Annotated in this window: 17 protein-coding genes; 12 read left to right on the forward strand and 5 right to left on the reverse strand. The window is 46.7% G+C overall.

The window, feature by feature from the left end:
• Positions 1–42 precede the first annotated feature (42 nt).
• Positions 43–789: an alpha/beta hydrolase gene (locus H6570_08865; GenBank protein ID MCB9319380.1), complete on the forward strand. Its 747-nt coding sequence runs from the start codon at positions 43–45 to the stop codon at positions 787–789.
• 39 nt (positions 790–828) lie between these two features.
• Here H6570_08865 and H6570_08870 read toward each other — a convergent pair whose 3' ends face one another.
• The 4 genes from H6570_08870 to H6570_08885 all read right to left on the reverse strand — a co-directional run bounded on the left by H6570_08870 (position 829) and on the right by H6570_08885 (position 3,463).
• Positions 829–1,227, reverse strand: coding sequence for a group III truncated hemoglobin (locus tag H6570_08870; GenBank protein MCB9319381.1), 399 nt, complete (start codon positions 1,225–1,227; stop codon positions 829–831).
• A 16-nt stretch (positions 1,228–1,243) separates the two neighbouring features.
• Positions 1,244–2,071, reverse strand: coding sequence for a universal stress protein (locus H6570_08875; GenBank protein ID MCB9319382.1), 828 nt, complete (start codon positions 2,069–2,071; stop codon positions 1,244–1,246).
• A gap of 94 nt (positions 2,072–2,165) precedes the next feature.
• Positions 2,166–2,522: a hypothetical protein gene (locus H6570_08880; GenBank protein ID MCB9319383.1), complete on the reverse strand. Its 357-nt coding sequence runs from the start codon at positions 2,520–2,522 to the stop codon at positions 2,166–2,168.
• A 71-nt stretch (positions 2,523–2,593) separates the two neighbouring features.
• A complete protein-coding gene (locus tag H6570_08885; GenBank protein MCB9319384.1) occupies positions 2,594–3,463 on the reverse strand; it encodes a mechanosensitive ion channel in 870 nt (289 codons plus the stop codon).
• Positions 3,464–3,548: 85 nt separating this feature from the next.
• Here H6570_08885 and H6570_08890 point away from each other — a divergent pair, with 85 nt between their 5' ends.
• The 6 genes from H6570_08890 to H6570_08915 all read left to right on the forward strand — a co-directional run bounded on the left by H6570_08890 (position 3,549) and on the right by H6570_08915 (position 8,930).
• Positions 3,549–3,920, forward strand: coding sequence for a DUF4260 domain-containing protein (locus H6570_08890; protein ID MCB9319385.1), 372 nt, complete (start codon positions 3,549–3,551; stop codon positions 3,918–3,920).
• Positions 3,921–3,968: 48 nt separating this feature from the next.
• Entirely contained in the window at positions 3,969–5,333 is a 1,365-nt protein-coding gene (locus tag H6570_08895) for a patatin-like phospholipase family protein (GenBank protein ID MCB9319386.1), read from the forward strand.
• Positions 5,334–5,335: 2 nt separating this feature from the next.
• Positions 5,336–6,592, forward strand: a complete 1,257-nt coding sequence (locus H6570_08900; GenBank protein MCB9319387.1) for a toll/interleukin-1 receptor domain-containing protein — start codon at positions 5,336–5,338, stop codon at positions 6,590–6,592.
• Positions 6,593–6,769: 177 nt separating this feature from the next.
• Positions 6,770–7,798, forward strand: coding sequence for a hypothetical protein (locus tag H6570_08905; protein MCB9319388.1), 1,029 nt, complete (start codon positions 6,770–6,772; stop codon positions 7,796–7,798).
• A 2-nt stretch (positions 7,799–7,800) separates the two neighbouring features.
• Complete coding sequence (locus H6570_08910) at positions 7,801–8,247, forward strand: hypothetical protein (GenBank protein ID MCB9319389.1); 447 nt, start codon at positions 7,801–7,803, stop codon at positions 8,245–8,247.
• Entirely contained in the window at positions 8,244–8,930 is a 687-nt protein-coding gene (locus H6570_08915) for a hypothetical protein (protein ID MCB9319390.1), read from the forward strand. Before H6570_08910 ends, H6570_08915 begins: the two co-directional genes overlap by 4 nt.
• Positions 8,931–9,210: 280 nt before the next feature.
• Here H6570_08915 and H6570_08920 read toward each other — a convergent pair whose 3' ends face one another.
• Positions 9,211–10,839 carry a SulP family inorganic anion transporter gene (locus H6570_08920; GenBank protein MCB9319391.1) on the reverse strand — a complete coding sequence of 543 codons (1,629 nt, stop codon included), beginning with the start codon at positions 10,837–10,839 and terminating at the stop codon, positions 9,211–9,213.
• 591 nt (positions 10,840–11,430) lie between these two features.
• Here H6570_08920 and H6570_08925 point away from each other — a divergent pair.
• From H6570_08925 to H6570_08945, 5 genes are all read left to right on the forward strand, one after another.
• Positions 11,431–11,778: a YtxH domain-containing protein gene (locus tag H6570_08925; GenBank protein MCB9319392.1), complete on the forward strand. Its 348-nt coding sequence runs from the start codon at positions 11,431–11,433 to the stop codon at positions 11,776–11,778.
• Positions 11,779–11,911: 133 nt separating this feature from the next.
• Positions 11,912–12,301 (forward strand): hypothetical protein, encoded by a 390-nt coding sequence (locus H6570_08930; GenBank protein ID MCB9319393.1) that lies wholly within the window; start codon positions 11,912–11,914, stop codon positions 12,299–12,301.
• On the forward strand, positions 12,291–12,650 hold the full coding sequence (locus H6570_08935) for a hypothetical protein (protein MCB9319394.1): 360 nt from the start codon (positions 12,291–12,293) through the stop codon (positions 12,648–12,650). The genes H6570_08930 and H6570_08935 overlap by 11 nt, the downstream gene beginning before the upstream one ends.
• An 87-nt stretch (positions 12,651–12,737) precedes the next feature.
• A complete protein-coding gene (locus tag H6570_08940) occupies positions 12,738–14,126 on the forward strand; it encodes a glycoside hydrolase family 88 protein (protein MCB9319395.1) in 1,389 nt (462 codons plus the stop codon).
• Positions 14,126–14,953: a sugar phosphate isomerase/epimerase gene (locus tag H6570_08945; GenBank protein ID MCB9319396.1), complete on the forward strand. Its 828-nt coding sequence runs from the start codon at positions 14,126–14,128 to the stop codon at positions 14,951–14,953. The genes H6570_08940 and H6570_08945 overlap by 1 nt, the downstream gene beginning before the upstream one ends.
• Positions 14,954–14,958 lie beyond the last annotated feature (5 nt).

Below are 14,958 nucleotides of genomic sequence, written 5' to 3' on the forward strand. Positions count from 1 at the left end.
TATATCTGCTTTCACTAAATTGTGTCCGCAATAATCTGCTTCATGGAACCACAGCTTGAAGTCTTTGATGGATATTACATTCCACAGTTGTTTCGGTATCGATCCATCCGCGTATTGCTGCCCAGAAATTACTTTCAGGATCAGGATCGCCGCTATCCGGTCATTTACATGCCCGACGGTCAAAATTTATTTGACGAGGAAACGGCAACCTATGGTCATTGGAAATTGAGAGAGGTTGTTGAAAAACTGCCGCTACGTCGGCAAGCCATCCTGGTAGGCATCGATCATGCCGGTACCGAGCGGATCAATGAATATGCACCTTATACCCGTGGTACCAGTGGAGGACTGGGCCACGCAACCCTGGAGTTTTATGTGGATACGGTCAAGCCATGGGTCGATTCGATGTACAGAACCCTGCCTGGTCGGGAACATACAGGTATTGTCGGTTCTTCCATGGGAGGCTTATTGGCCTATTACGCTGCATTTGAGTTCAATGATGTTTTTGGGAGCGCCGGCGTGCTTTCACCATCATTATGGTTTAATCCGGCCGTCCTGGATTTACCGTTGCGCATTCAGGGGCCCCGCTGTAAAGTATACCTGGCTGGCGGCATTCATGAAATGCGTGGTATGGAACAAGCATTACAATTGGCAAAGAAAGTGATCCAGGAAGCCGGGTATTCAGACTCAGAACTCACCGTAAATATGCGTACCCATGCAGCGCATAACGAAGCATACTGGGGACGTGAATTCAAACACTTTATGGAGTGGTTCTTTGCAGAGGACCAATAATTTCCGGCCTCCCGGGAAAGCAAGAATTAGGATCATCTTTTACCCCAGGTCGGAAGTCTTGCGGCGCATCGAGACTTTATGCTGCATGAGTAAAGCAATGTTGTTGGCCCTTTCTTTGGCTTTTTCAGCATTGGCCCCGGCAAAGTGCTCATCAATTGTCTCCTCCCACAGAGCAAGCCAGCGCTGAAAATGTTCCGGTTCAAGCGGTGAAATCCCATCCATTACCAGATGTTTGGTCATCGGATTACCCTGGTAAACGGGATTATCCAGCAACATAGCTTCCCAAAACCGGCAGATGATCGGTAAATGCTCGGACAGATCAATTGGAACCACTTTAGTAAAAAAATGTCCCACCACCTCATCTACCATGAGTTTGTCGTAAAAGGTGTGGACCAATAACCGGATATCCTCCGGCTCAGTAATGGTTTTGATTGGCATCCGGATTCAAATTTATTTACCGCACGATCAGGACTGGTACGGTCATATGGCCTTCAAAATCATGAACAATGCTTCTGTGGAACAACCGTTGGAGCCAGTTACGATGCGGCGAATACAGCACCAGCAGGTTAGCTTCATTCCATTGTACGTATTCGAGCAGCTGAGTTGCAATATCTTGTTGTGTCGTCTCCAACCATTGGAACTGGGTTTGGATGGTAGGACTGCGTTCCGTAAAAAGTTGCTGGATCTGTCCCCACTTATGTTCATCGTCCGGGTTGCGGTGGCCAATATGCACACATTTGAGGATGGGCTGTTCCGGGTCCATGATCTGAATGGCCTCCCAGATGTAGAAAGGATCCGAAGCCTGAAGATCCGATGCATAAACAGCCGTGTTGAGTCCTTCTGGTTTATAACCGGAGGGAACCAGCCACAGGGGTGTTTCGGCAAGATCCACTACCTGCATGGAGATGGTGCCCAGCCACCGGTCCAGCCGGGAGTGTTCACCCTGGGTTCCCATCAGGATGCAGTCGGCATTGATCTCGTCTGCTTTTTCAACGATCGTAGAAGCCGGACTGCCAACCTCTAGTATGGATTGAATAGTAAGATCATCCCCCTGATGTTCAAGCTGTATTTCATGAATCCACTTATCCAGCAAGGTGGATGCTACTTCACGTTTATTTTGGGTAGCTACTGCCGAAATGACCGGTATATCCGCCGGCTCGTATACAGGCGTAACAATGTGTGCGATATGATAGCGTGCCTTGGGTCCGAAGCGCTTCCACGCATATTTCCAGGCGTTGCGGGCATTGTCAGAAAAATCGGTAGCAATCAGTATGTTTTTCATTTGAGGTACGTTTAGTGCAGTCAAATTATAGATCAGGGAGCTATTTACGAATAATATGGGTCAGAAATACGTATGATCTGAGACACAACAGGAATTAATCGTGTTTTACCACAAAACGGTGGAATGTTGTTTTTAATGTCTCGAACTCTTCCTTGAATTCGGCCATCCGGGCAGCCAGTTCGGCATGAATGGATTCGATATCATCCAATTCACCGACTGCGATCTTCCGTTCCAGATCCAGGATTTGATGCCGGTAATCATCGATGTGGATCAGTTTTTTCATCAAAATGGCACGGTATTCCTGGATGTGCTCCTGAATGGAAAAGCTTTGGATGTTTTGCTGCCACACTTTCACCAATTCGTTTTGAAAGATCTTCACTTCATCCTGAAAATAATCGAGCTCCTTGATCCATCCGCGATGGCTGGCATGTTGAAATTCGATCTGGTCCATACGTTAACTTTTATGGGGCAATGTACTGAAAGTATACCTGCGATGCCAATGATATGGATCTTCCGCAGTGCTTATTCGTGCAGGTCGGAGGCACTTTGTTCTATCTGCCGGGAGTTGATGAAATCCACCACCTTACGAACCGTCTTTTTACGGATCTGGGTTTCATGATCCCGGTTAAGTTGCTTCAATACATAACTGAATTTAAAACTCAGATGATCCCGCTTGATATCTACCACTTTTAGCCAATAACTATCCTTGACAATCAAATGGTCAAATTCATCCAGCTCATGGATCAGATCCAGCTCCAGGTCTTCGATACGGCCGACGACTTCTACCGGTGTCTCGAATTCAATGTTTACCTTTTTTAGTTCCCGCTGGGTATAGTTGATGATCTGGGAAGAATAGACCTGATTATTGGGGATGTAAATGACGTCGTCGTCATCATTCAGCATCGCGATTTTCGTTAGGGTGATGTCAATGATCTTGCCTTTTTGATCCCCTACCCTGATATAATCGTTGATCCTTACTTCATGTGAAAAAGTGATGATGATCCCGGAGATGATTTCGGACAGATAATCTTTTGAGATGATTGCTATGGCGGCAGCCACTACAGTCAAGGAGGTCAGCAGATGCCAGATGTCAAACCAAAATCCAGCGATGGTCAATAACGTAAACAGGGTGACAATGATGAAATAGACATTCTGTAGCCCTACGACAACGTTATCGCTTTTTGCACCAGGTCCCTTCCTCCTCAGGTAGTTCCACTTTACCATGGCCAGTAACAGCTGAAGAAACAGGACCACCATGCCATACTGAATGGCTTTGTCCAGCACATCACGAAAGCGTTCGTTCTCTATGCCCAAATCCTGAAGGAAGATGTCCAGAAACATCAATCCGATTAACAGGATCAACTTGATCAGGTTTGGTATATTCCGCTGCATAGCATTCCTTTCCTGCAAAGGTATTACATCGGCAAAGAAAATGTATCTTCGGTCAATCGCATCGTAATGGTCGAAATTGCAGGTTATGAAGCAACTTCTCAGGCTTGAAGAGGCCAGTTTGTTTCTACTCAGTTGGTATTTTTTTACTTCTGCCGGCTTTGCCTGGTGGTGGTTCCTGGTTTGGCTGCTTGCGCCAGACTTGTCCATGATCGGGTACCTGGTCAATCCGCAGGTCGGGGCTTATCTCTATAATTTTGTACATCATAAAGGTTTGGCCGTGGTATTGATCCTGATCGGCACCATCAGTCTTTCTCCGCTGCTTGCTGCAGCCGGATGGTTGTTGCTGGGACACAGCAGTATGGATCGGGTATTTGGTTATGGTCTTAAATACATCACGGATTTTAAAGACACCCATCTGGGAAGGATTGGTGAAGCAGGTCATACGTTAGGAAATTGAAAAATGCTTTATCTTAACTTATAATCATTCATTTCCAAATTTGAAAATATGGCATCTCCTCTGTTGGAAAAATTACATCGGCCCGGTCCCAAGCGGATTCTGGCATTGGATGGTGGTGGTATAAGGGGCGTGTTGACCCTGGGATTCTTGGAAAAAATGGAAGAAATCCTGCGAAAGCAGCATAACAATCCTGATCTGTTGCTCTGTGACTATTTTGACCTGATCGGTGGAACCAGCACCGGGTCCATTATTGCTGCCGGACTAGCCATGGGCATGAGTGCAGCAGAATTGAAAAAGGCCTATTTCGAACTCGGGAACATCATTTTTGGCAAGAAGAAGAATATGCTCAATTACTTGTCAAAAAGTGAGAAGTACGATGCCAAGCCTCTCACGGATGCATTGCGAAGCTTTTATGGAGATGTGGTCCTGGGCGATCAGGAAAAGATCAAGACCGGACTATGCGTTGTGACAAAACGGGCGGACACGTTTAGTACCTGGCCTATCATCAACCATCCGGATGGTAAATATTACGAGGAGAATAAAGACTTTCCGCTCTGGCAGGTTGTACGGGCCAGCACCGCTGCCCCAACTTATTTTCTGCCTCTGGTCCTCGAAGTAGGTCCTGATGAAAAAGGAGTCTTCATCGATGGAGGGGTAAGTATGGCGAATAACCCTTCACTGCAACTATTTCTTATTGCGACACTCAAGGGTTTCCCATTTCACTGGAAAATGGGACCGGATGATCTGCTCCTGGCTTCAGTGGGTACCGGGAACCTCTCCAAGACTTACCGGAATCAAAATTTTTCACGTACGAGCCTGTTGACATGGGCTGCCCTGTTGCCTGAGATCTTCATGCACGACACCAATCATTTCAATCAGCTGATTTTGCAAATGATGTCCAACTCCCCTACTGCCATCCGGATTGACTCAGAAATCGGAGACCTGCATCACGATAGTCTGAATGGGCAGCACGCGCTGAGCTATCTGCGATACAATGTGGATATGAATCAGCATTTTCTGGAGACCCTGGGATTAAATTATTCGGTGAAGGAGGTGATCGATTTATGTGCAATGGACAATGCTAAAAACATAGCAAAGCTGGCCGAAATTGGAGAGCTTTCTTCAGAAAAGCTCATCGCGCCAGACCATTTTCCTGAGCAGTTCAATCTGAACCGAAAAGCGAAAGATCATATCCTGCGCATCACACAGAGTAAAAAGTGGGACCTGCCCTTTGAAAAAGTGGTCAAAAAGGAAATTCCGGTGCAGGCAGTCCAGATCAATGAACCCTTTGAAGTAGAAACCATCGAAGGCATCCTTCATGCGAAAGCCGGAGACTACCTGATGAGAGGCGTACGCGGCGAGTATTATGCCATTGATCAGGACATATTCAAGCAGACTTACGAAAAATACTGACCATGACCGTAGTAAGCAGACCTTCTATATACATTTCACATGCCTGGGGCGGAGAGAGTGAGCAGCTGGTTCAGAAGATCATGCACAAGTTTGCTAAAGAAGGCATCGATATTACCCTGGATAAAAAGGATCTCGGCTACCGGCAGAGCATCAATGCATTTATGGAGCGGCTGGGTGAAGCTGATGCCATAATCATTGTGGTAAGCAACAAATACCTGCACTCTGAATACTGCATGTTTGAACTTTTGCAGATCTACGAAAACAAGAACATTCTGGAGCGCATATTTCCGGTCGTCCTGGATGAAGTTAATATTGCCAAATCCACTAACCGGCTGGACCTGGTCAAATACTGGGAGAACCAAACCAAGGAACTGGAGAATAAAATCCGTGATCTTGATTCCATTTCGAACATCGAGGGCATCACCGATGATCTCAATCTGTACCAAAACATCCGGTCTAAAATTGCCAAGCTAACCAGTATCCTGAAGGATATCAATACACTCAACATTCAATTGCATACGGAAAGCGATTTCGATATTCTGTTTCAGGCCGTCAAGAAGAGGCTGGATGCGCACCCGTTGAATCAAATGAATCCGGTAAGTCCGGTAACTCAGCCGGTCGTTGAATCAGCCCCGGCAGGTTTTAGCCAGGTTCCACCGATGGCAACTGCAGCTGCGACAACCCAACCGGCGGTGACGCTGTATCCACCCTCTCCACCACAGCCAAAAAAGAAGAACTGGTGGTTGTGGGCACTGATTCCTGTTGTTGCCATAGTTGGATGGTTTGCCTGGTCCGGCATATCAGGCAGGACTGGAAATGATAATTCACAAGTTTCTGACAATAAGATAGATACAAGCCTGTTCGAACAACCCGTTCAATCCATTTCCCCTTCTGAGCCAGCGAATGGTGCATCATCCGGTTCAACTCCTGCAGGGCCCGCTTCCGGAAAGAAGGAGTCTGAAAAGAATACACCTCAGGACGCCGGGACTAACGATCAACCTTTAGTCAATGCCCGTCCTCCGGCTGGAACCACCTTTCAGCAGATGAAGTTGATTCTGGATCGATCGGTCAGGAATGCCCAGGTATTGATTGATACCAAATCACTCAGCGCCTGGAATGCCTCCAAAGCACTGAATATCATCCAGGTGGAGATGCCGACCGGCACGCATACCTTCCAGCTTATCCAAGGCAAGGATACCTGCCAATTTCAGCAGGTGGTCCATCCCAACGAGTTTGAACTAACGCTGAAGTGCCAGTAAAACCGGCCTTTCCGGCTCTTCCTTTTATTTTAACGGAGACCAGGTAACACGTTTAAAACATCATCTGACCCTAATCCAAAGTTCAAGCCCGGCCAGTCCACTACCCTGCTCAGAATTCCGTGTTTGCAGTCTTCCATATTTTTTTTATATTTTTGATAATATCTAGTTAGAACACGTATGATCCGTTTGGCTATTTACCTAACCTTGATTTTAGCTGCCCCTTTCCTTGATGGTCAAAACAACCTGCCTCCCTTAGCTACCTATGTGTGGGACTTTGAAGCGGAGCCAGCCGACTATTCACAACAGGCAGCCTGGTTGACCGAAGACTTTGAGGATGAATTACTTCGTCACAAGGAATTATACCGTGTATTGGATCGCCGCGACCTGGCCATTGTGAAAGAACATGAGAAGGCCAATGAAATGGTTCAAAAGGAAGGCCAGGCCTATACGGTAGCCATGAAGGAGGGCCTGCAATCTGCACATGCGGAAGCCTTCTTCAGGGGTACATTGTTGTATGATGATGCTTCCGGCGAGTTCCGGATCAAAGTCACTATGAATGCATTGAGCGGTACCTCCGAGAAGATGCGGCAGGCTGAAGTCACCATGCGAAAAGCACGTATCGATGATAATCAGTCTCGCAAGGAAGCTGCGGAAGAATTATTCAATCAACTGCATGCGGAAGAAAAGAAATCCATCCGGGATGATCTCAGTACCAAAATGGATAAATACTTATTTGTTGCCCAGGACCTCAACAGTCAGATTTCCGGTATGGATAATTGGCTGGTGCTAAAAGAACAGATGAAAAAAAGTGCGGATGTTGCTGCATCCCTCAATGGACATTTACAGGACTTTGCCGATAAAATTCAGGCCTACAATACCATTATTGAAGACCTGAAGAACAATCGCAGTCAGTATCAAACCGATTTTTGCCTTTATTGGCAAGGCCAGGAATGCCAGGAAGCCGAACGCTTACTGGACGATGTAGTCCGTTTTCATGACCGTATCTTTCTGGATGACTCCAACGATCTCATCGAATTGACAAATCACTATCTGCAGGCTGCCAAGTCTAAAGAAGCCAATGAATGGAAATCCAAACTGGATGCACTGCGTAAGGAGATTGTCAGTGATATGATACGCGACCTCCCGGATATCCAGTACCGCATTCGCCAGTTTAAAGATCAAACGCTGCAAGCCATACGAGACTGATTATGAAATACCTGATATACGCACTCCTTTTTACTTTCATGACCAGTCTTTCCTGTGGGGTTGAGACGGTCCTGATCATTTTACCATTACTCAGCGCCAATTGGTGCGATGCTGCACAAAACTGCCATGTTTATGAATTTCGTCCAGGACAGGAAGCCAGCGATACCCAGGAAAAAGGAACCCTGGGAGGCATCGAATACTGGATCCGGAATGGAAAACATTTTAAACGGGTGACCCCACCTGCTGAAGGGGATAATTTTATCGTCGGCACTTTCGATGGGTTAAATATTGAATTTGCTGTGCATAAACGTCTGGAAACCCGGTTTGAAGAATACTATGTTGGCTCGGTAGAGTTCCAGGCGGACGGATCAAAAAAAATGTACCTGGAAAATACGACTACCGGAGAGACGCTGACCTTATTGACACCTGATAAATGCTCCTGCCAATGAGAACAGTAATTTTACTTTGCTTCGCCATGACGATGGCTATCGGACTACAGGCACAAAAAGGCCTCAAATTTTACACTTCCCTGAGGTTTGATAACCAGGAGCGGACCATCAGCCGGTTTAACCAGGAGGATACCATTCGTACCGGGACCACCAAAACAACAAACATCGGCGGATTTATTCCGGCATTTTTCATGGCTTCCGAAAATGGGAGTTTCCTGGAATTCGCGATTACCAGTTTGCGTTTCCAAAAATACGATAACATCACGCTGCTGCCCGGAGCGTCACACATTATCCCCGGTTCCACCTCCCAGGCATCCTTCGGATTACGGGTGGAATACGCTTATCCATTTGTTTCGGCCAATGGAATCCGGTTGTATGCCGGGGCAGCTGTGAATCCTGCGTTAAGTACAAAAAGTCAAATCCCGGAATCCACTTACTTCTACGATACACACACCTCGGATTTTTCCGTAGCTCTAGATGTGGTTCCCCGCATTCAGGTCGATCTGACGGATGCATTATTCATAGATGTGAATATTCCCGTCACCATCATCAACTGGACGCAGAGCAGCATCAAATACGAATCTTCCATTGTTCCCTCTGCTCCTATCAAGGACACTGGAAGCACGACACTCATACTCCCCCGTCGTGTATTGATCCGACTGGGTGTTGGTGTTCGATTCTGATCCTGTTAGTGGTTGAGGAAATACGTCCAGACATCTTTTTGAGTTGGAGGACTTCAGCGGAATCGGTATGGGACTCCATATTCAGATTCCTCAGCATATCTCACAATCTGTTACGCGCAGAATAATTCCAATAAATGCATTGCCTGGATAACTTATTGGCACTCCGGTGTCACTTTGTGCATTTGAAACAAAACCAAATAAATAAAAAGAGCCGGAGGGTTAGCCCGGCTCTTTAGATTATAGCGAAAATATGGAGTGTTCTCAGTGGTGTCTTCAGCCCTTAATTAACCGTACGGAAAGCTGACTCTTTCACTGATTTTGTATTGGGAGCAATGCGTTCGATAAAATCGGCCTTCGGGTTGGGTAAAGGCTTTTTGTTTTCCATACCGATAACTTCCAGGGTGATGTTGCGGTATTGTGCATTGGTTCTGAAGTCTTCGATGAGTTCCCGTACATCGTGATCAATGTGGACAGACCGGTGAGCGTCAATAATGACCCGGCTGTCATCCGGCAAGTGATTCAGGGTTTGCAGTATGGTTGCTTTGTTGAGGAAAGTCACATCTTCGGCAAGTTCAATGTGGATGGGGCTACCATCGGAATGACGCACGAAATAGGGAATTTTGTAATTCTTGTACAAAATGTAGAATACAGCGACACCCATACCCAGCGCAATACCTACCAGTAAGTCGGTCACCAGGATGCCTATGATGGTTACCATGAACGGAATAAACTGGGCATAACCTTCCTTCCACATCTGACGATATAATACCGGCTTGGATAATTTATAGCCTACTACAAATAAGATTGCAGCCAGACTGGCCAACGGGATCATATTCAGGATGGTAGGGATGGATACCGCACACACCAGGAGTAAAAGTCCATGGTAGATAGCAGAGCCTTTCGTCAGCGCTCCGGATTGAATGTTGGCCGAGCTGCGAACGATGACCTGGGTGATCGGCAGGCCACCGATCATACCTGATATAACATTTCCAAATCCCTGGGCTCTAAGCTCACGGTTGGTTGGGGTGATACGCTTGTACGGATCCAGTTTATCAGTGGCTTCCACACAGAGCAACGTCTCCAGGGATGCAACGACAGCCATAGTGATGGCGATAATGTATACCTGGGGATTAGCCAATGCGCTGAAATCGGGCAAGGTGAATAACCCGATAAATCCACTAAAACTTCCAGCCACCGGGATGCTGACAATTTGATCAGTCCTCAACCCGAATAACGAAGTGGTCTGGAAGATTTTGTTTAATAGTATGCCGGTGATGACCGCAACCAGGGGACCCTGGACCCATTTGGTCATGCTTAGTTTCTTGATGAACGGCTGTTCCCACAAGATCATGATGGCCAGTGAGATCAGGGTAATCACAATGGCACCCGGACTGATATAACCCAGCATATGACTAAGCTCAGAGAATGTATTGTATCCATCCGGGTTGGCAAAGGCAATATTACCTTCATAATCCGCATCGTATCCGGTGGCGTGTGGAATTTGCTTAAGAATAATGATCAATCCAATACCAGCCAGCATACCTTTAATGACTGACGTGGGAAAATAATAACCAATGATCCCGGCTCTTAATACACCCAGAATAAATTGGAAGATGCCGGCTAAAACCACGGCGACCAGGAATACCTGGTACGATCCAAGTTCCTGGATGGCTGTAAATACGATGACGGCCAACCCAGCTGCCGGTCCGCTGACTCCAAGTGGAGATCCGCTGTAGGCTCCTACGGCGATTCCACCGACGATTCCGGCGATGATGCCTGCAAATAAAGGAGCTCCCGAAGCCAGAGCGATGCCAAGGCAGAGAGGCAATGCGACCAGGAACACGACAATACTTGCCGGTAAGTCCTGTGGTAAACTATTCTTTAAAGTAAACGGTTTCGGATGATTCATATCGATTTTAATTTGTGGGATAAAAATAATAGTTATACTATTAATATAGTTAGTTTTAATTCTTACTAAAGTGGTTAAACTTTTGTTAAAGCAGTTGAACTTGCTATTCAAAAGCCATCTGTATCATGACATAGGGTGTATCACCAGTTCTATGGACGCAGTAATGGTATTTAATGCTTATTCCGCGGGTTTATTGGTAAAATTCTGAATTTTGACTCGCTGGAATAGCACTGATGGGATGGGTAAAATATATTGAATATTACATAAAAACATCATTAATCCATGGCCCTGATTAGTTGACTGCCGGATGTCTTTTGAACATCATTTTCGTTCTGTCAATAGAAGGGTTCGGACAAATAAGTAGCCATTTCTAACAACATTTCCAGGTGTGACCCTGTTAGAATACTGTGTCCTTTAGTGAAAACAATAGTTCTCCAATTAAACTGATTCCTGTCTCTTACTCTCACGACTTAGATCATTGCAAACGGTATTTTGCTTATATATCTAGGATTGTGGAAGAGCATGAAATTCAAGGCAAAGTGGAACACAAAGGAACATTAAAATGAATTTAGTCACCAAAACTCTGGAGCCATGAAAGATAGTTCAAAAATTTTATTAGCCGTTGGGTTTGGAGCACTGGCCGGAGGAATTGCCGGTTATTATCTGAACTCGGACGATGGACGCAAATCTCGTAAGAGAGCCGTCAAAGAAATCAAGCGCAGAGCAGATGAGGCCAATGTAAGGATGCATGAATTGGCTGAAGAAGCTAAGAGCGCAATTACCGATGTAGCGGATAAGGCACAAACTTATCTGAATAAAGCATCCGACAGGACGCATGACATGTTGGCTCATGCCAAAGAAAGCTTTGAGGCTGGTGTAAAAAAAGCACAGCACAAAGAAGAAGTCGTTACACCGAATAATGTAAAGGCAAAAGCCTGAAAAAGAAAAATCTTTTGACCGGTTTTTGAGGCATCCCTAAAACTAAGAGATTCTTAGTGCAAAAGTTAGCAGGAAGTGGTGGCCCGGTTACATTCCGGGTCACCACTGGTCTGCCAGGAAAATGGAATCTGCAATGAAGGACAAGGATGAAAAAGTAATGGAATCAGCCGGTGAAGCAGTGGAGTACGCCCGGCAATACATCCAACAACAAGGTGAATACCTACGGCTTGAAGTAGCAGAAAGGATTGCGAAAATCACCGGACCGTTGGTTACCCTGGCCATCATCGCATCCCTGTTTGGAATTATTGTTTTAATTCTTTCTCTGGGTGTCATTACCTGGCTTGCCGGTGTTTTAGGATCTGCCCCCCAGGCTTATTTTTTGGTTGGAGGAGTTTATCTGATCCTGGCCGTAATCATCTATTATAACCGGGAGAAATGGATCACCAATATCGTCCTGCGTATCGTCCTCGATGCTTTTTTTGAGTCTGAAGAAGAAAGACAACGAAATCAAAATGAAACCTGAGCGCATCCGCACATTAAAAGATCTGGCAACAGCTAAAAAACAGCTGAAAATAGAGTCAGCCCATACCCGCGGACTCATCCAGGAAAATCTGGCTAATGCCGGGCGTCAGGCGTTTTTACATTACCTGCTTCCCTTGGGAGTAAGCGGCCTGGTAGCTTGGGGCGTTAAAAAATTTACAGCTGGTGATAAGCATGGCGAACACGCTTTTGCCGATTCGGATCAGGATCAAGCTTCGCATTCACCAAAACCAATCGTGGAAGGAATACGTGTTGCCAGTAAAGTGATTTCTGCTTTATTACCCGCGGTTTTATCGCTCATTGAATCTTACCAGACAGCAGAAGAAGAATAGCAAATTGCATTGCAGGTCGTGAGAAATGGGCGACCTGTATATTTATCTTATCTTCATTCGCAAACCATTATCAACCCTGCCAGGCGAATGATAGAAATTAACACATCACTGAATCCCGAATCGTTCAACTCCGAATTTGATCCATTTTGGAGTTTGTCAGCCGCCAAGATCCGGTCTATTATTGAACTTTATGATCATTGGCAGGGATCCCCTGTCTTCACAGCTGCAGGGAAGTACTCGACGCGTGGGTGGACCGAATGGACACAGGGTTTTGAATTTGGGTCTGCTGTCCTGCAATTTGATGCGACGGGAGATGCCTTTTACCTTAACCATGCCAGGACACAGACTTTAGCTAAGATGGCCAGCCATGTAGGTCATTTTGGTGTACATGATCATGGCTTTAATAATCTATCTACCTATGGAAATCTCCTGAGGCTGATGCACGAAGGGAGAATCCCACCCGATGAATGGGAAAAGCAATTTTATGAGCTGGCCCTAAAACTATCCGGAGCTATCCAGGCGCATCGATGGACTCCCATCGCGGATGGTGGCTTCATTTACTCATTCAACGGTCCGCATTCTTTGTTTGTGGATACCATCCGTACTGTCAGGGTGCTGGAAGTCAGTCACCTGCTGGGGCATACCATATGGGATGAAAATGACAGGCGCATCGACCTGCTAGAACGTGCAGTACAGCATGTATTGGCGACTGCTAAGTATGCCGTGTACTACGGACAGGGACGGGATATTTACGATATGCCGGGAAGAGTGGCTCACGAATCGGTATTTAACGTCAGGGATGGAAACTACCGGTGTCCCAACTCACAACAAGGTTACAGTGGATTTACCACCTGGACCCGTGGACTTGCCTGGGCCATGCTAGGCTTTGCTGAGCAACTTGAGTTTTTCAGCCAGGTTCCTGTGGCTTCCGATGGCCTCGCCAAAGAAATGGAGGCCGTGGAGTCGGTTTGTGAGAAGGCAGCTCGTGCAGTTTGCGATTTCTACCTGGGCCATACACCGAGCGATGGCATCCCTTATTGGGATACCGGAGCGCCGGGTCTGATGCAACTTGGCGATTACCTGCACCGGCCTGCTGATCCCTTCAATGGTTATGAACCGGTAGACAGTTCTGCCGCAGCCATCGGTGCCCAGGGATTACTCAGGCTGGGCCATTATCTGAGGGATCGGGATCCGGAAAATGCAACAAATTATTGGCAAGCAGGGCTGACGATCCTGAAACGACTGCTTGAGGCGCCTTACCTGAGCATGCAACCAGAACATCAGGGCTTGTTGCTGCATTCTGTTTACCACCGTCCTAATGGATGGGACTACCTGCCACCAGGATCAGCAATCCCATACGGAGAATCCAGTATGTGGGGGGACTACCATCTCAGAGAGCTGGTGCTCTATGTACAGCGGATGGCAAAAAAAGCTCCTTACTACTCTTTTTATCAGTCACTTACCACCCCGTATTAATGGATAGGAATCCCGGGCTTGAAAAACTTTGCCTCCATACCATCACGACCAGACCATGGTCACTGGATGAAGCTGTCGACGCCTATTGTGCCAATGGAGTCAGCGGAATATCTGTTTGGCAGGATGCAGCACTTAAGACCGGATTGTCTCAGGCTGCAAAAATCCTGTCTGCCAGCGACCTTTCCGTGGTTTCTTATGTGCGTGGAGGCTTCTTCCCGCATCCATCGGACATTCAACGGCAAAAGGCCATTGATCACAACAGGAAGATGCTTGATGAGGCAGCCCTGCTTGGGGCACCACTGTTGGTTATGGTTTGCGGAGCCAGCCCGGATCAGTCCCTGGCCACATCAAGGGACCAGATACTCACGGGTCTGGAAAGCATCCTCCCCTATGCAGAATCGCTTGGTGTCCGGCTTGGTATTGAGCCTTTGCATCCTATGTACGCCGATACGCGCTCGGCCATCTGCAATCTGCAAACTGCTAATGACATTGCTGAAAAATTAGCACATCCTGATTGCGGGGTGGTGGTGGATGTCTATCACCTGTGGTGGGATCCACAGGTGGAAATCGAAATCATTCGTTGCGGACAGGCTGGAAATTTGTTCGCCTACCACATCTGTGACTGGAAGGTGCCAACTGTTGATATGCTGAATGACAGGGGACTTATGGGTGAAGGCTGCATCCCTTTAAAACAAATTCGAGGCTGGATTGAGAAGGCCGGGTTCCAAGGGTTTCATGAAGTGGAAATCTTTTCCGAACACCATTGGAATCGCGATCAGCATGAATTTTTGCGGGACATTGTCCGTGCTTATCAGGACCATTCCTGAGAATT

Source organism: Lewinellaceae bacterium (assembly GCA_020636135.1).
Classification (GTDB): Bacteria; Bacteroidota; Bacteroidia; order Chitinophagales; family Saprospiraceae; genus JAGQXC01.